Consider the following 19,143-nt stretch of genomic DNA (forward strand, 5'->3'; position numbering starts at 1 on the left):
AACAGGGGGTATGGATTCCGCTTGGGGGTGGGGCGGGAGTGGTGGGCGGTCCTGTTTGATGGGGGGATGACCAGTGGTGAGAGCAGTGTGGGTAAGGACGAAGCGGCGGACGTGCCCGCGTGGGAGCAGCGGTTCCGGGCGCCCCGGGTTTCGCTGCCCGAGTGGGCCGAGGAGGCTCCCGAGCGGGCGTTGTTCGTGTCGAACGCCACGGGGACGTACGAGCTGTACGCCTGGGACCGCGGCACCGGCGTGCAGCGGCAGGTCACCGACCGGGCGAACGGCACGACGGACGGGGTGCTGACGCCGGACGGGCGGCACGTGTGGTGGTTCAGCGACACCGACGGGGACGAGTTCGGGGTCTGGATGCGGCAGCCCTTCGAGGGGGGCGCGGACGTCGTCGCCGTGGCGGGCCTGGCGGCCTCGTACCCGGCCGGGCTGGCGCTGGGGGCCGACGGGACCGTCGTCGTCGGGCGGTCCACCGACGACGACGGGTCGACCGTGCACGTGGTCCGGGGCGGGGTGGGCGAGCCCGTCGAGATCTACCGGCACCGGGAGTCGGCCGGGGTGGGGGACCTGAGTCATGACTCCTCCCTGCTCGCCGTCGAGCACACCGAGCACGGTGACGCCATGCACTCGTCGCTGCGGGTGCTGCGGGTGAGCGACGGCGGTGTGGTCGCGGAGCTGGACGACACCAAGGGGGGCACGGAGGAGCTCGGGCTCGCCGTGCTCGGGTTCTCGCCGGTGGACGGGGACACCCGGCTGCTGGTGGGCCACCAGCGGCGGGGGCGCTGGGAGCCCATGATCTGGGACCCCGTGGCGGGGACCGAGACCGAGTTGGCCATCGACCTGCCGGGCGATGTCAGTGCCGACTGGTACCCGGACGGCTCGGCGCTGGTGGTCGGGCACAGCTTCGAGGCGCGGGGCGAGCTGTGGCGGTACGAGATCGACAGCGCCGAGCTGGTCAGGATCGAGACGCCGGCCGGGTCGGTGAGCGGGGCGACCGCGCGGCCGGACGGCTCGGTCGAGTACCTGTGGTCGTCGGCCGCCGAGCCGCCGGTGGTGCGGTCCACGGCGGGCGGGGTCGTGCTGGACCCGCCCGGGGCGAAGGCCCCGAGGTCGGTCCCCGTGGAGACCGTGTGGGTGGACGGGCCCGGCGGGCGGGTGCACGCGCTGGTGCAGCGGCCGGAGGGGGCCGGGGACGGTCCGTACCCGACCGTCTTCGAGGTGCACGGCGGGCCGACGTGGCACGACAGCGACGCCTTCGCGTCCGGGCCCGCGGCATGGGTGGATCACGGGTTCGCCGTGGTGCGGGTGAACTACCGGGGGTCCACCGGGTACGGCCGGGAGTGGACGGACGCGCTCAAGCACCGGGTCGGGCTGATCGAGCTGGAGGACATCGGGGCGGTCCGGGAGTGGGCGGTGAGCAGCGGGCTCGCGGACCCGGAGCGGCTGGTCCTGTCCGGCGGGTCGTGGGGCGGGTTCCTGACCCTGCTCGGGATCGGGACGCAGCCGCAGGCGTGGACGCTGGGGGTGGCGGCGGTGCCGGTCGCCGACTACGTGAAGGCGTACGAGGACGAGATGGAGGCCCTCAAGGCGCTGGACCGGACGCTGTTCGGGGGCACGCCGCAGGAGGTGCCCGAGAGGTACGCGGCGTCCTCGCCGATCACCTACGTGGACGACGTGCGGGTGCCGGTCTACATCTCGGCGGGGATGAACGATCCGCGGTGCCCGATCCAGCAGGTCGAGAACTACGTGGACCGGCTGGCGGCGCGGGGCGCGGTGCACGAGGTGTACCGGTACGAGGCGGGGCACGGGTCGCTGGTGGTGGAGGAGCGAATCAAGCAGGTGCGGCTGGAGATCGACTTCGTGAAGCGGCACCTGGACTGACGGGCCGGGGCGGGTGCGGCCGCTCCGCACGAGCGGGCCGCACCCCGCAGGGGCGCGTGGGGGGACCGGAGGAGGGGAACGTACCTTGGGGGGGTGTACCGGTTTCTGCTGACCCCGCGGTGGTGGGGGATCAACCTGTTCGTCGTGCTGGCCATCCCCTTCTGCATCTTCATGGGGTCCTGGCAGCTCGGCCGTTTCGAGGACCGGGTCGACTCGCACCGCAGCGCCGAGGCCGCCCCCGATCCCGCCCGACAGGCTGCCGTACCGCTGGCGGAGCTGTTGCCGGTGACCACCGAGACGTCCGGCAAGCAGGCCGAGGCCAGGGGGACGTACGCGGAGCAGTTCCTGGTGCCCGGCCGACGGCTCGACGACCGGGACGGGTACTACGTGCTGGGGATGCTGCGGACGGAGGGCGGCCCGGCGCTGCCCGTGGTGCGGGGGTGGGTCGCCGGGGACGCGGACAAGGCCGCGCCGCCGCCCGCGCCCCGGGGCCCGGTCACCGTCGTCGGGGCGCTTCAGGCATCCGAGAACGCGCGGACCGACGGCGTCGACGCGGCGGGCGGACTGCCGCGGGGGCAGGTCGGGATGATCAGCTCCGCGACGCTGGTCAATCTGGTGCCGTACGACGTCCACGACGCGTGGATCACGCAGAGCTCCGGGCAGCCGGCCGGGATGAAGGCGGTGCCCGCGGTGGCGCCGCAGGGCAGCGGGCTGGACCTGAAGGCGTTCCAGAACCTCGGGTACACCGGCGAGTGGTTCGTCTTCGCCGGGTTCGTGCTGTTCATGTGGTTCCGCCTGGTGCGCAGGGAGGTCGAGGCCGCCCGGGACCTCGCACTCGGACTTCCGAGCGAGGACGGGGAGACGGGCGGTCACGACGGGACCGCCGGTCGGGGTGGTTCCACGGGGCGGGAAGAGACCGCCGGTCAGGAAGAGTCCGCCGGTCAGGAGGAGACCACCGATCAGGGGGAGACCACCGGCCAGGGGGAGTCCGCCGGTCAGGGAGCGTCCAGGACGCCCGTCCGGTAGATCGTTCCCGCGCACGCGTTCGGGATCGTCGTCGCGGCGCTCGGCGCGCCCTCCTCCGGCGTGTGCGTCACCGCCACCTTGCCGTCCACCGGGTCGCCGTCGCCGGTGAGGAGCTGCGTCGTGGTGCCCGTCGACTTCGCGTCCTCCGGGCCCGGCTCGGGGACCTTGCCGCCCGGTTCGCCGCCCGGGGTGCCGCCGACCGTGCCGCTCGCGCCCGGGTTCTCGCCCGTGGGGGTCGGCTCCGGGGTGGTGTCGTTCGTGCTGGGGCAGGTGTCCTGCGGCACCCAGGCGAACTGCACCTCGTACGCCGCTTCCGGCGGCAGCACCAGGCTGCGCGCCTCCTTCGCCGGATCGGGCAGGCCCACCGCGGGGTCGCCCTGCTTGTGCTCGACGACCTTGATGCGCTTCTGGTCGGCCGCGCCCATCGCCTGGAACTTCATCCGGCCCTCGCCCGGAACAGTGCATTCCGCGCCGGACTTGTTGGCGATGCGGAACGCCCCGTAGACCTTGCCCGTGGCGTCCGGGGCCCCCGTGGTGGCCTGGATGACCTGGAGCTGGTCGCCGTCGCAGGCGGGCTTCTCGGGCGCGTCGCCGCTCTGTTCGTACGCGTCCGGGCGGTGCTCGTCGGAGCCTTCGGTGACGTTCTGCCCGGTGTCGGGAACGCCGGGGGCCGGGGGCCGGGACGCGCCGCCGGGGTCCTTGCCGGTGGTCTTGCCCGGTGTCTTGCCCTGCGGGTCGGCCGGGCCCTGGCCGGTGCCGTCGCTGCCGGTGCCGGTCGACCTGTCCCCGTCGGAGCCCTCGGTGCTCTGGGAGTGGCCCGCGTTGGCCGAGTGCGCGGTGGTGCTGCCGTCGGAGCGCGAGACGTGCAGGAAGGCCGGGATCGCGGTGCCTATCAGCAGTGCCGCGGCGGCCGCCCCGACCACCGCCTGCCGCCTGCGGGTGCGCCGCAGCGGCACCGCGCGGCGCAGCTGGTCCAGCGCGCCGTCAGCGGGCTTCAGGTCGTGCACCGCGCCCTGCATGAGGCGCCTGATGGCCAGCTCGTCGGGGCTGAGGGCGGCGCCGGCCGGCTGCGGGCCGGGGGCGGGGAAGGCGAGCGTGGGCGCCGGGGCCCGGCGGGGCCCGGGGAAGGCGTCACGGGCCGGGGAGGGGCCGCCCGCGCCCGGGGAGGAACCACCGCCGTTCCGGGCGGGGAACGCACCGCCGGGGAACGCACCGGCCGGGAACGCACCGCCGTCCGCGCCCCAGGACGTGCCCTTGTCACCGCCGTCCGAACCCCAGGACGTACCCCTGTCGCCGCCGTCCGCGCCCCAGGACGTACCCCTGTCATCGCCGTCCGCGCCCCAGGACGTCGTACCCCTGTCGCCGAAGGCTCCGGTGCGGGAGTCGGGGGAGTCCCCGCGAGGATGCGCCGGGTTCTCCCGCCCGTGGCGCTCCTCGCGCCCGTCGCGCCCGTCGTTCACAGCCCTGTTCTTTCCGGTCCGGTCGGTGCGCGGCCCGTCCGGCCCGTGCCTCTCCTGGTCGCTCCCGCTCATGCGGTCGCCTCCATCGCGACGCGCAGCGCCGCGATCCCGCGTGAACCGTACGCCTTCACCGAGCCCAGCGATATTCCGAGCACGTCGGCGACCTGGGCCTCCGTCATGTCGGCGAAGTAGCGCAGGCTCAGCACCTCGCGCTGGCGGCGCTGCAGGCCGCGCATGGCCTTGATCAGCGCGTCGCGCTCCAGGCTGACGTACGCCCCCTCCTCCGCGCTCGCCATGTCCGGCATCGGCTTGGAGAGGAGTTTGAGGCCGAGTATGCGGCGGCGCAGCGCCGAGCGCGAGAGGTTGACGACCGTCTGGCGCAGGTAGGCCAGGGTCTTCTCGGGCTCGCGGACCCGGCCCCGCGCCGAGTGGACCCGGATGAAGGCCTCCTGGACCACGTCCTCGCAGGAGGCGAGGTCGTCCAGCAGCAGCGCGGCGAGGCCCAGCAGTGAGCGGTAGTGCGCGCGGTAGGTCTCGGTGAGGTGGTCGACGGTGGTGCCCTCGGCGGCGGCGTGCGGGCCGGCGGCACTCTGCGCGCCTGCCGCACCGGGCGTGCCCGCCGCGCCGTACGCGCCCGCGGCGCTCTGCGTGCCCTCGGCCGGGTGTCCGGCGAGGGTCCTCTCCTCAGCGCCCACGGGCCCGGGTCCCGAGGGCGCGGCGGACCGGTCCGGTACGGACCTGACGGGCGACACCGCCGGCGGCACGGGAGGCGCCGCCATCGACGGGATCGCGGAGAGCGCCTGCTGCACCGGCAGGCGCACCGGGCGCGCCGCGGGCATGGGGGCGATCACCGGCATGCCGCCGGGCACGCGGGACCTGCGCCGCGGGCGCGCCGACGCGCCGCGCAGCGAGACCGCCGTGATGTCGAGAACCTCTGCTGCCACGCCTGTTGGACACGCTTCTCCCCGTCAGGGTTGTACGCGCGGGTCGCCGCTTTCACCGGCGTGCTCGATGTACGCGTCGCGCGGTGCCCCACCCGCGCCGCATCGATGTGCCCCATGCGTAACCGCCCCTCCCCTTTGCCCCGGAATTCACCCCGGAATTTTCCCCGAAATCGCCGCGGCCCGTCCGAGGGCGTCGGCGAAGACGCCACGCGCCCGACCGCCGGTTCCCGCGGGGCCGCAGGCATCGCCCGCGGCCCTTCCCGAACTCCCGCGGACCTTCCGGACTTCCCCGGACTTCCCCGAAACTTTCCCGAACGTCCCGTGCTTCACGTGCTGCTGGTGCTTCCCGTGCCTCCCGTGCTCCCCGCACGGCGGCCCGCACACTTTCCCGTACGACCCCCCGCGCAACGGGAAACCTGCACGACAGTGCCCTGCCGACAGTCCATCCTCTGTGGTCCGGACCTGTCACTCATCCACAGGGCTTTCACGGATCCTACAAAGAATTCCGGTCAGTTCGGAGCGAGTTCGGAAGCGACCAATTCGGCGATCTGCACCGTATTCAGGGCAGATCCCTTGCGCAGGTTGTCGCCGCAGACGAAGAGTTCCAGGGCCTGTGGGTCGTCCATCGAGCGGCGTACCCGGCCGACCCAGGTGGGGTCGGTGCCGACCACGTCGGCGGGGGTGGGGAAGTCGCCGGCCGCCGGGTCGTCGAAGAGGACCACGCCGGGGGCGGTGGCGAGGATCTCCTCGGCCCGCGCCACGGTCACCTCGGACTCGAAGCGGGCGTGCACGGACGCGGAGTGCGTGCTGATGACCGGTACCCGGACGCAGGTCGCGGTGACCCGGAGATCGGGCAGGCCCAGGATCTTGCGGGACTCCTCGCGGATCTTCAGCTCCTCCGAGGACCAGCCGCCGTCCTGCGGGGTGCCGACCCAGGGCACGACGTTCAGCGCGAGCGGGGCCGGGAACGGGCCGAGGTCGTCGCCGACCGCCCGGCGCACCCCGCCGGGGGTGGTGCCCGCGTCCGGCTCGGCCGCCAGCAGCGAGAGCTGGGCGCGCAGGGTGTCGATGCCGCGCTGTCCGGCCCCGCTGGCCGCCTGGTACGAGGAGACCACCAGCTCGGCCAGGCCGAACTCGGCGTGCAGGGCGCCCAGCGCCACGATCATCGAAAGGGTGGTGCAGTTGGGGGTGGCGACGATGCCGCGCGGTCTGACCCGTACGCAGTGCGGATTGACCTCGGGGACCACGAGCGGAACGTCCGCCTCCTGGCGGAAGGCGGCCGAGTTGTCCACCACCACCGCGCCCTTGGCGACGGCGACGGGCGCCCAGCGGGCGGCCACCTCGTCGGGCACGTCGAACAGCGCGACGTCCACGCCCTCCAGAGCCTGCTCGGAGAGTGCGTGGACCTCGCACGCCTCCCCGCGCACGGCCAGCTTGGCGCTGGCCGAGCGCGGGGAGGCGAGAAGTCGGATCTCGCCCCAGACGTCGGCGTGCTGCGACAGGATCTGGAGCATGACCCGGCCGACCGCTCCGGTCGCCCCGACGACCGCGAGCGTCGGCTTGTGCGTCACCTTCCGGTGCCTCCGTAGACCACGGCCTCGTCGGAGTCCGTGTCGAGTCCGAAGGCGGTGTGCACGGCGCGGACGGCCTCGTTGACGTCGTCGGCGCGGGTGACCACCGAAATGCGGATCTCGGAGGTCGAGATCAGCTCGATGTTCACGCCCGCGTCGGAGAGCGCCTCGAAGAAGCCGGCTGTGACGCCCGGGTTCGTCTTCATACCGGCTCCGACCAGGGAGATCTTGCCGATCTGGTCGTCGTAGCGCAGCGAGTCGTAGCCGATGGCCGTGCGCGCCTTCTCCAGCGCGTCGGTGGCCTTGCGGCCCTCGGTCTTGGGCAGCGTGAAGGAGATGTCCGTGAGCCCGGTGGAGGCGGCGGACACGTTCTGCACGACCATGTCGATGTTGATCTCGGCGTCCGCGATGGCGCGGAAGATCGCCGCGGCCTCGCCCGGCTTGTCCGGGACGCCGACGACCGTGACCTTGGCCTCGGAGACGTCGTGGGCGACTCCGGAGATGATGGCCTGCTCCACCTGCTGGTCTCCCTGCGGCTCGTTGCTGACCCAGGTGCCGCGCAGTCCGGAGAAGGACGAGCGGACGTGGATCGGGATGTTGTATCGGCGTGCGTACTCCACACAGCGGTGCAGCAGCACCTTGGAACCGGACGCGGCCAGCTCCAGCATGTCCTCGAAGGAGATCCACTCGATCTTCTTCGCCTTCTTCACCACCCGGGGGTCGGCGGTGAACACGCCGTCCACGTCCGTGTAGATCTCGCAGACCTCGGCGTCGAGGGCGGCGGCCAGCGCCACGGCCGTCGTGTCCGAGCCACCGCGACCGAGGGTCGTGATGTTCTTCCCCTCCTGGCTGACGCCCTGGAACCCGGCGACGATGGCGATGTTGCCCTCGTCGATCGAGGTCCGGATGCGGCCGGGGGTGACGTCGATGATCCGCGCCTTGTTGTGGACCGAGTCGGTGATGACTCCGGCCTGGCTGCCCGTGAAGGACTGGGCCTCGTGGCCCAGGTTTTTGATCGCCATGGCCAGCAGGGCCATGGAGATCCGCTCTCCCGCGGTCAGCAGCATGTCGAATTCGCGTCCGGCAGGGATCGGAGATACCTGCCCGGCGAGGTCGATCAGCTCATCCGTGGTGTCGCCCATCGCGGACACCACGACGACGACCTGATGGCCGGCCTTCTTGGCATCCACGACTCGCTTGGCGACACGCTTGATGCCTTCGGCATCGGCGACGGAGGAGCCTCCGTACTTCTGCACGACAAGGCCCACGTGCGCTCCTCGTTAGTCCATTGCGGCAGTTCATTACTGCGCTCGGGTCAGTTTAACGAGCGGGAGTCCCGCGCCGGGCGGGTATCGCATGGTGAGACGTCCCGCTCACGCACTGGTCCCGCCGCCGGCGTCCTGCCTGCTCGAACGGGATGCTGCCCCGCTCCCCGGGGGCTACGCGAAAGGTGTCCTGCCTCACATGCCCGCTGTGCGGCGGTACGTACGGGGAGGGGGGCGGCCCGCACCGCGCGGGCCGCCCCCCTCCCCGTAACCGGCGTCCGCTACGTGGTCCGCAGCCCCAGCGGGCCCGCGATCTCCTCCAGCATCACGCGGCCCGCCTCCTCCTCCAGGTCCTTCTCGCCCAGGTCCTCATCGGTGTCCAGGCCGTCCAGCTCCTGGAGCGGCTGGTCGAGGCGGACGTGCGCCACCAGGGACTGGAGGGCGCGCAGGCAGGCCGAGGCGGTGGAGCCCCAGTTGGAGAAGTAGGAGAACTGCCACCACCACAGCGCCTCGGACGTGCGGCCCGCGCGGTAGTGCGCGAGGCCGTGCCGCAGGTCGGTGACGATGTCGGCGAGGTCGTCGGAGATCCGGCAGGGGACGGGCGCCTTGCGCGGCTCGTACGGGTCGAAGACCTCGGAGTAGACGTCGATCGGCTCCAGCATGCGCGCGAAGCGGATGCGCAGGTCGTCGACGTCCGGCTCGGGGCCGAGGTCCGGCTCGTACCGTTCGTCCGGGACGATGTCCTCGTGCGCGCCCAGTCGGCCGCCCGCGAGCAGGAGCTGGGACACCTCCAGGAGCAGGAAGGGCACCGCGCTGTCCGGCTCGTCGCCCTTCGCCACTTCCGTGACGGTGAGGAGGAAGCTCTCGATCTGGTCGGCGATCTGGACGGCGAAGTCGTCCGGTTCGGCTTCGGTGCCGACAGGCGTCGCTGCGGCGGTGGCTTCAGACATCCAGCAATCGTCTCCCCTCGAAGGCACGCCCGAGCGTGACCTCGTCGGCGTACTCAAGATCTCCCCCTACGGGGAGACCACTGGCCAGCCGGGTGACCTTCAAACCCATGGGTTTGATCATCCGCGCCAGGTAGGTGGCCGTGGCCTCGCCCTCCAGGTTCGGGTCCGTCGCCAGGATGAGCTCGGTGACGGAGCCGTCGGCGAGGCGGGCGAGCAGTTCCCTGATCCGCAGGTCGTCCGGGCCGACGCCCTCGATGGGGCTGATCGCGCCGCCCAGCACGTGGTAGCGCCCCCGGAACTCCCGCGTCCGCTCGATCGCGACCACGTCCTTGGGCTCTTCCACGACACAGATGACGGTCTGGTCGCGGCGCGGGTCGCGGCAGATGTTGCACCGCTCCTCCTGCGCCACGTTCCCGCACACCGCGCAGAAGCGGACCTTGTCCTTGACTTCCAGCAGGGCGTGCGCGAGCCGGCGGACGTCCGTCGGCTCGGCCTGGAGGATGTGGAAGGCGATCCGCTGCGCGCTCTTGGGACCGACGCCGGGCAGCCTGCCCAACTCGTCGATGAGGTCCTGGACCACGCCTTCGTACACGGAGTGCCTTTCCTGTTCTTTCCTGCGGTCGTGCTCGGTTCGTACGGTAGTTGCTGCGGGGGCCCGCGCAGAAGGGCCGCGGGCCGGCGGCTCGCCCTAGAAGGGCAGGCCCGGCATCCCGCCGAGGCCCTGGGTGAGCGGGCCGAGCTTCTGCTGCTGGAGGGTCTGGGCGTTGTCGTTCGCGGCCTGGACGGCGGCGACGACGAGGTCCGCGAGGGTCTCGGTGTCCTCCGGGTCCACGGCCTTCGGGTCGATCACCAGGCCGCGCAGCTCACCGGAGCCGTTGACGGTCGCCTTGACCAGGCCGCCGCCGGCGGTGCCGTCCACCTCGGTGCGGGCGAGCTCCTCCTGCGCCTGGGCGAGGTCCTGCTGCATCTTCTGGGCCTGCTGGAGCAGCTGCTGCATGTTGGGCTGGCCACCACCGGGGATCACGGCATGTCTCCTACGGGTCGGGAGGACCTCGTACGGATCACGGGGAACGCGTACGGGTCGAAAGGTCGGTCGATCCGAGCCTACGTGGTCGCCCGACGGCCCGCCGCACGCCGTACGAGCTGACTCTTTCGAGTGACGGCGCTTCGGCTCCTCCACCTGTTCACGGCCTCGTACGGGGGGAAATACCGGGACAACGGCCCCAGGGCGCGCCCTGCGGCGGTAGGAAGGGCAAGCGCACCCGTACGGAGCAGTTTGCCGGTTCGCCGTACGGCGTTCCCGGTGCGGAACTCTCAGAGCAGAAGAGCAGAGGAGTGCCCGGTGAGTCAGCCGGAGATGCAGCCCGAGGGGCCGCCGGCCCGGCACGACGCCGGTTCCGGTCACGATTTCGCCGGGAACGGCGGGGAAGAGTGGGGCTGGGACGCCGAGGACCTCGCCGGCCGGCCCTTTCCGCTCGGTGACTGGGGCGAGCCCGCGGAGCGGCTGGACGAGCTGTACCGGTGGGTGGAGGCGGGAGCGCTGCGCACGGCCCGCTGGTACCTCGCCGACCGGGGCTGGAAGCGGCGGGGCGCGCGGGCGCTGCGGATCGGCACGGCGGTGGGGGTGGTGGCCGGGGCCTCGCTGCCCCTGCTCGACCTGACGGGCACGGTCGCCGGGGGCGCGGGATGGGGGTATCTGGCGCTGCTGGCGGGGGCCGCGTGCCTGGCCTGCGACCGGTACTTCGGGCTGACCTCGGGGTGGATGCGGGACATGGCCACCGCGCAGGCGGTGCAGCGGCGGCTGACGGCCCTGCAGTTCGACTGGGCGTCGGAGAGCGTACGGGAGATCCTGGGGCCGACGGAGGGCACGGCGAGCGAGGCCGCGGAGCGGTGCCTGGGGGTGCTGCGGCGCTTCACCGAGGACATCACCGAGCTGATCCGGGTGGAGACGACGGACTGGATGGTCGAGTTCCGCTCGGGGCCCGCTCCCCTGGTCATGCAGACCCTGGGCGCGTCCCCGGCCCGCCCGGAGCCCGGCGTTCCGCACCCGAGCCGCATCCCCCTCCCCCCGGGCGCCCGCCCGAACATGCCCCGCCAGCGCCCTCCGGAGCCGCCCCGCTAGCGGGGCCGCGCCGGCGCGGGCCCGCCCTCCCCGGCCGACGGCGGAGCGCCCCCCGCGGGGCCCGCCTCCCCGCGGCCCCCCGGGGCTCCGGCGGGGGTCTGCCTCGACACCCTGCCGATCCGGGCGGCCCATCCCGTACAGGATGGCCATGGCCCCTGCCGCCCGGGGCGATCTACCCTCCCCCCATGACCCCTCATCTCACCCCCGACCCGGCCCAGGGCGCAGCCGTCAAGGCCGCGGACCGGGCGCACGTGTTCCACTCCTGGTCCGCGCAGGGCCTGATCGACCCCCTGGCCGTCGCCGGCGCGGAGGGGTCGTACTTCTGGGACTACGAGGGCAACCGCTACCTCGACTTCACCAGCGGCCTCGTCTTCACCAACATCGGCTACCAGCACCCCGAGGTCGTCCGGGCGATCCAGGAGCAGGCCGCGAAGATGACCACCTTCGCGCCCGCGTTCGCCGTCGAGGCCCGGTCCGAGGCCGCACGCCTCATCGCCTCGCACACCCCCGGCGACCTCGACAAGATCTTCTTCACCAACGGCGGGGCGGAGGCCGTCGAGAACGCGGTGCGCATGGCCCGCCTGCACACCGGCCGCCACAAGGTGCTGGCCGCCTACCGCTCGTACCACGGCGCGACGAACACGGCCATCAACCTCACCGGTGACCCGCGCCGCTGGGCCTCCGACAACGGGTCGTCGGGCACCGTCCACTTCTGGGCGCCGTTCCTCTACCGGTCCGCGTTCTACTCCGCGACCCAGGAGGAGGAGTGCGCCCGCGCCCTCCAGCACCTGGAGGACACCATCGTCTTCGAGGGGCCGGCCGGCGTCGCCGCGATCGTCCTGGAGACCGTCCCCGGCACCGCCGGGATCATGACGCCGCCCCCCGGCTACCTCCAGGGCGTGCGCGAGCTCTGCGACCGGTACGGGATCGTGTTCGTGCTGGACGAGGTCATGGCGGGCTTCGGGCGGACCGGCAAGTGGTTCGCCGCCGAGCACGACGACGTCGTACCGGACCTGATGACCTTCGCCAAGGGCGTCAACAGCGGTTACGTGCCGCTGGGCGGCGTCGCCATCTCCGGCGCGATCGCCGAGACCTTCGAGAAGCGGGCCTTCCCGGGCGGCCTCACCTACTCCGGGCACCCGCTGGCCTGCGCCGCCGCCGTCGCCACGATCCGGGTGATGGAGGAGGAGAAGGTCGTCGAGAACGCCGCCCACATCGGCGCGAGCGTCATCGGCCCCGGCCTGCGCGACCTCGCGGAGCGGCACCCGAGCATCGGCGAGGTGCGCGGCACCGGCATGTTCTGGGCGCTGGAGCTGGTCAGGAACCGCGAGACCCGCGAGCCGCTCGTCCCGTACAACGCGACCGGCGCGGACGCCGCCCCCATGGCGGCCTTCGGCGCGGCCTGCAAGAAGAACGGCCTGTGGCCCTTCATCAACATGAACCGCACCCATGTCGTCCCGCCGTGCAACGTCACCGAGGCCGAGGCGAAGGAGGGCCTGGCCGCGCTCGACGAGGCGCTCGCGGTGGCGGACGAGCACACGGCGTGATCGTCCCGCCGGCCGCGGCTTCGGGTGCGCCTTTGGCTTCGGCTGCGGCTGCGATTTCGGCCGCGGACCGGACCGCGGACCCGGCCGCGTAACGGAATGTGATCTTCCCCCTTGTCCCGCTCCGAACGCCCCATAAGGTGTCCGGAGCGGACGAAGGGGGAGACACCATGCCCGCGAGCGGAGCCGGTGCGCGCGGGATCGTGCACCGCAGCACGCTGCGCCAGCAGCTCGCCGACGCGCTGAGGGACGAGGTCCTGGCGGGACGCCTGCCGCCCGGCCGCGAGTTCACCGTCAAGCACATCGCCGAGCAGTACGAGGTCTCCGCGACCCCGGTGCGCGAGGCCCTCTTCGACCTCGCGGCGCAGGGCCTGCTGGAGTCCGACCAGCACAAGGGCTTCCGGGTGCGGGAGTACAGCGTCGCCGAGTTCCGGGGCATGGTCGAGGCCCGCTCGCTCGTCGTCGCCGGGGTCCGGGGCCGGCTGGCCATCGCCGCGAGCGACCTCGCGCCCGACCGGCTGGCGGTGCTGCGCCGCCGCGCCGAGGAGGCCGCCCGAGCGGCGGGCGCCGGGGACCTGGACGTCCTGATCGGCTACGACCTGCGCTTCTGGAGCGAGCTGGCGACCATGGTCGGCAACCCCCACATAGCCGCCTTCCTCCACCAGCTCCGGGTCCGCTGCTGGGTGTTCTCCATATCCCGGCTGCGCGCGGAACTCCTGCGGCACGCGCCGGGCAGCGGCGCGGGCGGGCTGTGGAGCCGGCACGAGGAGGTGGTCGCGGCGCTCGCCCGGGGGGACGAGGAGGGGGTGTACGCGCTCCTCGCCGAGCACGACGAGCGGGCGCTCGGATGGGCGGACCGGCTGGAGGGGCGCGGCGGGTACGCGGGCCCACCGGGCTTCTGAGGCCGCCGTACCGGCGCGGGCGCGGACACCGGCGGGGCGGTCCGCCCGGTGGCGGCGCGGGCGTCGCTGGAGCGGCCGGCCCGGGGCTTGTCGCCGGTGGTCTTCGCTCGGCGCACACATGGCATTACGCTGCCTGGACCGACCGGTCGCCGACCACGGGGCCGGGAGCCCCGGACATCCCCGACACTTCCCGGACCGTGGAGGAGCGCACCCCTTGGCCTGTGACCTGTGGCTGGTCCCCCTTGTCGACATCCTCTGCCAGAGCCCCGACAACCCCTTCGCCGAAGAGATCGCCGCCTACGACAAGGCACTCACCGACGCCGGTCTGCCGACGGTCCCGATCTTCCCGTACATGCCGGGCCTGTCCGGCGACGTGGCCCCGGTCGCGGGCTTCGACTACGACGCCCTGCACCTGCTGCGGCGCGCGTACATGCTCCAGGCGCGCGGGCTCGCGGTGACCCCGGTCGACGAACTGGGCGGCGACTACGAGCAGTTGCTCGAAATCTTCGAGGAGACGGCGCTCCACTCGCACCTGGTCTGGCACTTCGACCACGCGGGGGCGTACGTCCCGGTCGACTTCCCGGCCCCCCTCTCCAACGAGGAACTCCTCGTCGGAGGCGGCCCGTTGGGCTCCGCCCAGGGACTCCTGCGGGAGCTGGAGTACGTCGCCCCCGCGATCGGCATCGATCCGGCGAACCCGCCCGCGCCCCCGCTGCCGCCCGCCGGGCCGACCGCGCTGGACGAGCCCGCGGCCCCGGTGACGGACCCCTCGCCCTTCGCGCGCGAACGGCACGTCTGGCTGGGGCTGCACGCCGCCACCACGCGGAGCCTGGGCCAGGGCTCCATGATCGTCTTCAGTTGACGTACCGGGATCAGTCCGACCGGGTGTAGGTGACGGACCTGTTGTCCGGGGTCGTACGGCGCATTCTGCCGTCCGGCAGGAGCACCACCTCCGACGCCCGGCCCGGTGAGCAGGACGCGGCCGGGCCCGTCACCACCCGGGACGGGCCCAGCCGGACCGGCCCGCCCGGCGGCGGGTCCGCGGCGAGTTCCGCCTCGAACAGGCAGCGGAACGAGGCCCCCTCCGCCACCAGCGACATCACCGTCTCGCCGGACCGCCCCTGCCGGAGCGTGAGGTCGCGGGTGCTCGTCCCCGAGTCCCCGCTCACCGTGCCGTGCCAGGTTCCGAGGAATTCGGAGGGAATCGTTCCGGCCGGGTCGGCCGAGGTGGGCGGGGGCGTGGTGACCGTGCCGCTGGAGGGGACGCCGCCCGAGGAGGACGCCGAGCCCCGCGGGGAGGGCTTGTCGTCGGACGTGCCGACGGCGGCCGGCGGTCTGTCCTGGCCGTCGCCCCGCATGAACGCGTACACCGAGCCGCCCGCCGCGAGCGCGACGACGACCGCGACGACGACCAGGGCCGCCGTGGAACGCCTGCTGCGCTGCGCCGGGGGCTCCGGGGCCGGGCCGGGAGCCGGGCCCGGGTAGCCGTAGCCGCCGGGCGGGGTGGGCCTGCCGTACGGGTCGAAGCCGCTCGGCGGGTAGGCGTAGGCGGCCTGCGGGGCGGGGGCGCCGGGGTAGCCGTACGGGGCGGGGGCGGCGGGCGGGAGCGCGGGGAGCCCCGGGCCCGGGGCGGCACGCGGCGGCACCGCGCTGCCGGAGGCGCCGGGAGTGCCGGACGCGCCGGGGGTCCCGGGGGCGGGCGGTCCGGCGGAGCCCGGTGCGCCGGGGTGTGCGGAGGGGGCCCGGCCGCTCGTACCGGCGCCGCTCGGGTCGCCGGGGGGCGGGCCGCCCGGCCGCGGGCCGACGCTCATCGTGGGCAGCGCGTGCACGTTGCCCCCGGGGGGCTGCGTCCCGGGCGGCAGCGGAGTCCCGACACCGATCGTCGGCGTCCGCACCCCGGCTCCGGGCCCGGCCCCGGGATCAGACCTGGGATCGGACCCGGGCCCCGCCCCGGGCAAGGACGTCGTCGGGTTCTCCAGGTCCAGCAACTGCACCGCGTGCGCGCCCAGTTGGGCCACCAGCGACGCCGGAAGCCACGGTTCGCCCGGGGCCTGCGCCGGGCCGGTGCGGGCCAGGACCGCGTCCAGGCCCGGGCGCGCCTCCGGTGCCTTCTGGAGGCAGTCGCGGATCAGGTCGTGCAGGGATTCCGGCACGTCCGCCAGGTCCGGCGGCTCCTGCGCGATGCGGAACATCAGCGCGTGGACGCCGCTGTGCGTCGTACCGAAGGGAAGCCGTCCGGTCGCCGCGTACGCGAGCACGGAACCGAGACAGAACACGTCGCAGGCGGCGGTGACCCGGTCGCCCCGGATCTGCTCGGGGGCCATGAACCCGGGCGAGCCGACCAGCGCGCCCGTCCGCGTCAGCCCGCTGTCGGTGACCGTCTCCAGCGCGCGGGCGATGCCGAAGTCGATGACGCGGGGGCCGTCGATGGTGACCAGGACGTTGGAGGGCTTCAGGTCGCGGTGGATGAGGCCCGCCGCGTGGATGTCCTTCAGGGCGCGGGCGAGACCGGCCGCCAGGATCAGCACCGAGCGCTCGGGCAGCGGCCCGTGCCCGCCGGAGACGACCTGCTGGAGGGTGGGACCGGCGACGTAACCCGTGGCCACCCACGGCACCTCGGCCTCGGTGTCCGCGTCCAGCACGGGAGCCGTCCAGTGCCCGCCGACGCGCCGCGCCGCCCGCACCTCCTGGCGGAACCGGGAGCGGAACTCCTCCTGTTCGGCGAGTTCGCGCCGTACGAGCTTCACGGCGACGGTACGGCCGCGGTCGGAGCGGGCCAGGTAGACCTGGCCCATCCCGCCCGCACCGAGCCGGGCCAACAGACGGTAGGCGCCGATGTGTTGGGGGTCGACGGGCCCCAGTTTCTCCATGGCCATGACTGCTGTGCCACCCTCCCCCGACGCGACAGCGATGGGCCGAGGATAGTGCCGTCGTACGACGGAGAAGTCTGCCGATCGCTACCGTTTCGTCACCGAGTGTCCCTCATGGCGCGGCCGGTGGGGAGGGGAATGCCGGGGGCACCGTGTCCATCGCCGCCGAGAGGCGCTCCAGGACGCGGACGGTCTCCGCGAAGCCCTCCTCGCCCAGCTCCGCGCGCAGCCGGTCCGCCAGGGCCTCGTGGGCGGGGTTGCACCGGCGGAGCGCGTCCGTCCCCTCCCCGGTGACGCGCAGCAGCTTGGCTCGGCGATGGGCGGGGTTGTCGGCGTACTCCGCGAGGCCCCGCTCCACCAGGACGTCGGCGATGCGCTGCACGCTCTGGCGGGTGATGCCCATGGTGCGGGCGACGGCCGCGACGGGGGCCGGCGCGCGGTCGACGGCCCCCAGCACCTGCCACCAGGCGGCGGTGAGGCCCACCTCGCGGGCCATCCGGTCGGAGACGGCCACGAACCGGCCGTTGAGGTGGAACACGCCGAGCGCGGTACGGGTGAGGAGCTGCTGGGCGGGGGTCTCCGGGGAGCGGGCGCCCGGGCGCGGGGACGTCACGACGCGAGGACCTCGTACGCGGCGGGGTCGGAGTCGTGGAACAGCCGGTACCAGGCGTCCAGCTTCTCCGGCGGGAACACGTCGAGGCGGCGCAGGATCTCGCGGGCGAAGGCCTCGGGCTGGGTGCTGTTGGCGGTGATGAGGTCGCCGTCGGTGAGGGCGTCGGTGTCGACGTAGTGGGCGGCGCCCCGGTACCCGGTGGCGTCGAGGTAGAAGGAGACGTTGCTGGTGTGCGGGCGGTCGTCGAGGAGCCCTTCACGGGCCAGCCCCGCGGTCGCCCCGCAGATGGCGGCGACGGGCACCCCGGCGTCGAGGAAGGTCCGGGCGGCCTTGGCGAAGGGCTCCAGCTCCACGCCCTCGTCCCAGAGTTCGGCGCCGGTCAGGATGAGCAGCGCGCTGTCCTCGGGCCGGAGGTCGGCGAGGACGAGGTCCGGGAGGACGCGGAGGCCGCCCTTGGTGGTGACGGGCTCCGGAGTGAGGGCGACGGTCCTGACCGTGTACCCCTGGTCGCCCAGCTCGGCGGTGATGTGGCCGGACTCCCAGTCGGCGTAGGTGTCGTAGACGGCGAGGTGCACGGTCTTGCGGGACATGGACGTCTCCTGGAGATCGTGGAACGCGGCCCCGACGGGCCGATGACAGCAGGCTGTCATCACGACAGTTCACTGTCAACGCCCTTGCACCGGAACGGTGTTGACGCGCAACGCGTCCGGACCGGGCCGCCTCAGCCCCGGGGCCCGTACAGGGCCGCCCGCTCGCCCCGGGCCAGGGCCCAGTACCTGTCCCCGTACGACCAGTGCCACCACTCCGTCGGGTAGTTGACCAGGCCCGCCGCGTCCAGCGCCGCGCCCAGCACCGCCCGGTTCGCCCGCGCGGCGGCGCCCACGCCCGGACCCTCCGTGTAGCACGCGCCGCCGCTCTGCTCCGGGCTCGCGTTCATCGGCGTGCCCATGTCCAGCTCGACGCCCGCCGCGTCCGCGAGTGTCAGGTCGACCGCGCCGCCCGCGCTGTGCGGGGCGATCTCGGGCGGCGACACATAGCGGCTGGCCGCGGACCGGACGCGGGAGGCGGGCCAGTCCGGGTGCAGGCCGCGCAGTTCCTCCTCGTACTCCTCGAAGTACTCCCGCTGGAGCGCCGGCGTCCGGTAACCCTCCACGATCACCAGGCGCAGCCCGTCGGGCAGCAGCTCCTGTGCCTTCAGCAGCCGTTCGACGACGCCCGACCGCAGCAGCGCGTACGCCTCCACCCCGTCCGCCCGCTCCGGCCTCAGCTCCAGCCCGGACTCCCGTACGTCGACCAGCGGTTCGCCGCAGTCCCGCACCGGCACGGCGGCTATGCGGGGGTCGGCCATCAGAACGATCTCGGCAGCAGTCATAACGGGGATCATGCCCGGCGCACACCCGCCTCCGCACGCCTTCTCGCGCTCCCTCGCCCCCGCGTCCATTCGGAGTTCCCCCGCGCGGCGGCCCGGCGTACTGGAACAGGATGTTCCGCATGAACCGCCCCCTCGCCGCCGCCCTGAGCGCGGCCGCCCTGACCACCGCCCTCCTCGCCGCCGCCCCCGCCGGGGCCGCCTCCGCTCCCGCTCCCGCTCTCGAATGCGGCGGCACCGCCGCCGACTGGGCGGACCAGGGAGACCTCGGCGGGATGTACGTGGGACGCGTCCACTTCGACCACTACAACCGCCCCGTCAGCGCCGGTTTCCTCGTGCACCTCACGCACGACAGGTTCCGGCTGCGGACGGACGAGGCCAACGGCACCGGACAGTGGGAGATCCGCCGCTACTTCGGCGACCCCTCCCCCTCCGTCCTCTTCCGGTCGACGTGGGGCGCGACCGTCCTGAGCGACCCCCGGTGCGAGGACCCGTCCCGCCCGACCCGCGTCACCAGCACCACCGCCACCGTCGAGGACAACGAGACCGGCCGCCTGACCCGCGCCGCCGGCTGACCCTCCCGGAGGCCCTCGGCCGCCCGCCGCGCCGCGTGGGATCAT

General features: G+C 73.5%; 18 protein-coding genes. 7 read left to right on the forward strand and 11 right to left on the reverse strand.

Annotated features, from left to right (window positions below; genetic code table 11):
* The first annotated feature begins 66 nt into the window (after positions 1–66).
* Positions 67–1,887, forward strand: coding sequence for a prolyl oligopeptidase family serine peptidase (locus tag ACIP93_RS34205; protein ID WP_401765589.1), 1,821 nt, complete (start codon positions 67–69; stop codon positions 1,885–1,887).
* 93 nt (positions 1,888–1,980) lie between these two features.
* Positions 1,981–2,913: an SURF1 family protein gene (locus ACIP93_RS34210; protein WP_401765591.1), complete on the forward strand. Its 933-nt coding sequence runs from the start codon at positions 1,981–1,983 to the stop codon at positions 2,911–2,913.
* Here the strand turns inward: ACIP93_RS34210 and ACIP93_RS34215 are convergent.
* From ACIP93_RS34215 to ACIP93_RS34245, 7 genes are all read right to left on the reverse strand, one after another.
* Positions 2,883–4,445 carry a hypothetical protein gene (locus ACIP93_RS34215; protein WP_401765594.1) on the reverse strand — a complete coding sequence of 521 codons (1,563 nt, stop codon included), beginning with the start codon at positions 4,443–4,445 and terminating at the stop codon, positions 2,883–2,885. The genes ACIP93_RS34210 and ACIP93_RS34215 overlap by 31 nt on opposite strands.
* Complete coding sequence (locus ACIP93_RS34220) at positions 4,442–5,068, reverse strand: SigE family RNA polymerase sigma factor (protein ID WP_401765667.1); 627 nt, start codon at positions 5,066–5,068, stop codon at positions 4,442–4,444. Before ACIP93_RS34220 ends, ACIP93_RS34215 begins: the two co-directional genes overlap by 4 nt.
* 758 nt (positions 5,069–5,826) lie before the next feature.
* On the reverse strand, positions 5,827–6,888 hold the full coding sequence (locus ACIP93_RS34225; RefSeq protein ID WP_401765596.1) for an aspartate-semialdehyde dehydrogenase: 1,062 nt from the start codon (positions 6,886–6,888) through the stop codon (positions 5,827–5,829).
* The gene (locus ACIP93_RS34230) at positions 6,885–8,156 is read right to left on the reverse strand and encodes an aspartate kinase (RefSeq protein WP_345220417.1); all 1,272 of its coding nucleotides are present in this window, start codon (positions 8,154–8,156) and stop codon (positions 6,885–6,887) included. Before ACIP93_RS34230 ends, ACIP93_RS34225 begins: the two co-directional genes overlap by 4 nt.
* Positions 8,157–8,434: 278 nt before the next feature.
* Complete coding sequence (locus ACIP93_RS34235; RefSeq protein WP_345220419.1) at positions 8,435–9,103, reverse strand: DUF5063 domain-containing protein; 669 nt, start codon at positions 9,101–9,103, stop codon at positions 8,435–8,437.
* Positions 9,096–9,695, reverse strand: a complete 600-nt coding sequence (recR, locus tag ACIP93_RS34240; protein WP_345220423.1) for a recombination mediator RecR — start codon at positions 9,693–9,695, stop codon at positions 9,096–9,098. The genes ACIP93_RS34235 and recR overlap by 8 nt, the downstream gene beginning before the upstream one ends.
* A gap of 96 nt (positions 9,696–9,791) precedes the next feature.
* A complete protein-coding gene (locus tag ACIP93_RS34245; RefSeq protein ID WP_345220425.1) occupies positions 9,792–10,127 on the reverse strand; it encodes a YbaB/EbfC family nucleoid-associated protein in 336 nt (111 codons plus the stop codon).
* A gap of 318 nt (positions 10,128–10,445) precedes the next feature.
* On the opposite strand from ACIP93_RS34245, the gene ACIP93_RS34250 reads away from it, so the two are divergent.
* The 4 genes from ACIP93_RS34250 to ACIP93_RS34265 all read left to right on the forward strand — a co-directional run bounded on the left by ACIP93_RS34250 (position 10,446) and on the right by ACIP93_RS34265 (position 14,533).
* Positions 10,446–11,225, forward strand: coding sequence for an SLATT domain-containing protein (locus tag ACIP93_RS34250; RefSeq protein WP_380837417.1), 780 nt, complete (start codon positions 10,446–10,448; stop codon positions 11,223–11,225).
* A gap of 185 nt (positions 11,226–11,410) precedes the next feature.
* Positions 11,411–12,772: an aspartate aminotransferase family protein gene (locus ACIP93_RS34255; RefSeq protein ID WP_401765600.1), complete on the forward strand. Its 1,362-nt coding sequence runs from the start codon at positions 11,411–11,413 to the stop codon at positions 12,770–12,772.
* A gap of 167 nt (positions 12,773–12,939) precedes the next feature.
* Positions 12,940–13,671, forward strand: a complete 732-nt coding sequence (locus tag ACIP93_RS34260; RefSeq protein ID WP_401765603.1) for a GntR family transcriptional regulator — start codon at positions 12,940–12,942, stop codon at positions 13,669–13,671.
* Between the two features lie 214 nt (positions 13,672–13,885).
* Positions 13,886–14,533: a hypothetical protein gene (locus tag ACIP93_RS34265; protein WP_401765605.1), complete on the forward strand. Its 648-nt coding sequence runs from the start codon at positions 13,886–13,888 to the stop codon at positions 14,531–14,533.
* A 10-nt stretch (positions 14,534–14,543) separates the two neighbouring features.
* Here ACIP93_RS34265 and ACIP93_RS34270 read toward each other — a convergent pair whose 3' ends face one another.
* From ACIP93_RS34270 to ACIP93_RS34285, 4 genes are all read right to left on the reverse strand, one after another.
* On the reverse strand, positions 14,544–16,541 hold the full coding sequence (locus ACIP93_RS34270; protein WP_401765669.1) for a protein kinase: 1,998 nt from the start codon (positions 16,539–16,541) through the stop codon (positions 14,544–14,546).
* A 112-nt stretch (positions 16,542–16,653) separates the two neighbouring features.
* Positions 16,654–17,154 carry a MarR family winged helix-turn-helix transcriptional regulator gene (locus ACIP93_RS34275; RefSeq protein ID WP_401765608.1) on the reverse strand — a complete coding sequence of 167 codons (501 nt, stop codon included), beginning with the start codon at positions 17,152–17,154 and terminating at the stop codon, positions 16,654–16,656.
* Positions 17,151–17,744 carry a type 1 glutamine amidotransferase family protein gene (locus tag ACIP93_RS34280; protein ID WP_401765611.1) on the reverse strand — a complete coding sequence of 198 codons (594 nt, stop codon included), beginning with the start codon at positions 17,742–17,744 and terminating at the stop codon, positions 17,151–17,153. The genes ACIP93_RS34275 and ACIP93_RS34280 overlap by 4 nt, the downstream gene beginning before the upstream one ends.
* A gap of 131 nt (positions 17,745–17,875) precedes the next feature.
* Positions 17,876–18,526 carry a M15 family metallopeptidase gene (locus tag ACIP93_RS34285; protein WP_401765613.1) on the reverse strand — a complete coding sequence of 217 codons (651 nt, stop codon included), beginning with the start codon at positions 18,524–18,526 and terminating at the stop codon, positions 17,876–17,878.
* Positions 18,527–18,645: 119 nt separating this feature from the next.
* Here ACIP93_RS34285 and ACIP93_RS34290 point away from each other — a divergent pair, with 119 nt between their 5' ends.
* Positions 18,646–19,098 carry a hypothetical protein gene (locus ACIP93_RS34290; protein WP_401765614.1) on the forward strand — a complete coding sequence of 151 codons (453 nt, stop codon included), beginning with the start codon at positions 18,646–18,648 and terminating at the stop codon, positions 19,096–19,098.
* Positions 19,099–19,143 lie beyond the last annotated feature (45 nt).

The sequence above is a fragment of the Streptomyces sp. NPDC088745 genome (assembly GCF_044751045.1).
GTDB classification, from domain to species: Bacteria; Actinomycetota; Actinomycetes; order Streptomycetales; family Streptomycetaceae; genus Streptomyces; species Streptomyces cremeus.

Bases quoted from the DNA above. Each gene is read 5' to 3' on its own strand.
- ACIP93_RS34205 (WP_401765589.1), top strand. From the start codon at position 67: ATGACCAGTGGTGAGAGCAGTGTGGGTAAGGACGAAGCGGCGGACGTG.
- ACIP93_RS34215 (WP_401765594.1), bottom strand. From the start codon at position 4,445: ATGAGCGGGAGCGACCAGGAGAGGCACGGGCCGGACGGGCCGCGCACC.
- ACIP93_RS34235 (WP_345220419.1), bottom strand. From the start codon at position 9,103: ATGTCTGAAGCCACCGCCGCAGCGACGCCTGTCGGCACCGAAGCCGAA.
- ACIP93_RS34255 (WP_401765600.1), top strand. From the start codon at position 11,411: ATGACCCCTCATCTCACCCCCGACCCGGCCCAGGGCGCAGCCGTCAAG.
- ACIP93_RS34260 (WP_401765603.1), top strand. From the start codon at position 12,940: ATGCCCGCGAGCGGAGCCGGTGCGCGCGGGATCGTGCACCGCAGCACG.
- ACIP93_RS34270 (WP_401765669.1), bottom strand. From the start codon at position 16,541: ATGGAGAAACTGGGGCCCGTCGACCCCCAACACATCGGCGCCTACCGT.
- ACIP93_RS34280 (WP_401765611.1), bottom strand. From the start codon at position 17,744: ATGTCCCGCAAGACCGTGCACCTCGCCGTCTACGACACCTACGCCGAC.
- ACIP93_RS34285 (WP_401765613.1), bottom strand. From the start codon at position 18,526: ATGACTGCTGCCGAGATCGTTCTGATGGCCGACCCCCGCATAGCCGCC.
- ACIP93_RS34290 (WP_401765614.1), top strand. From the start codon at position 18,646: ATGAACCGCCCCCTCGCCGCCGCCCTGAGCGCGGCCGCCCTGACCACC.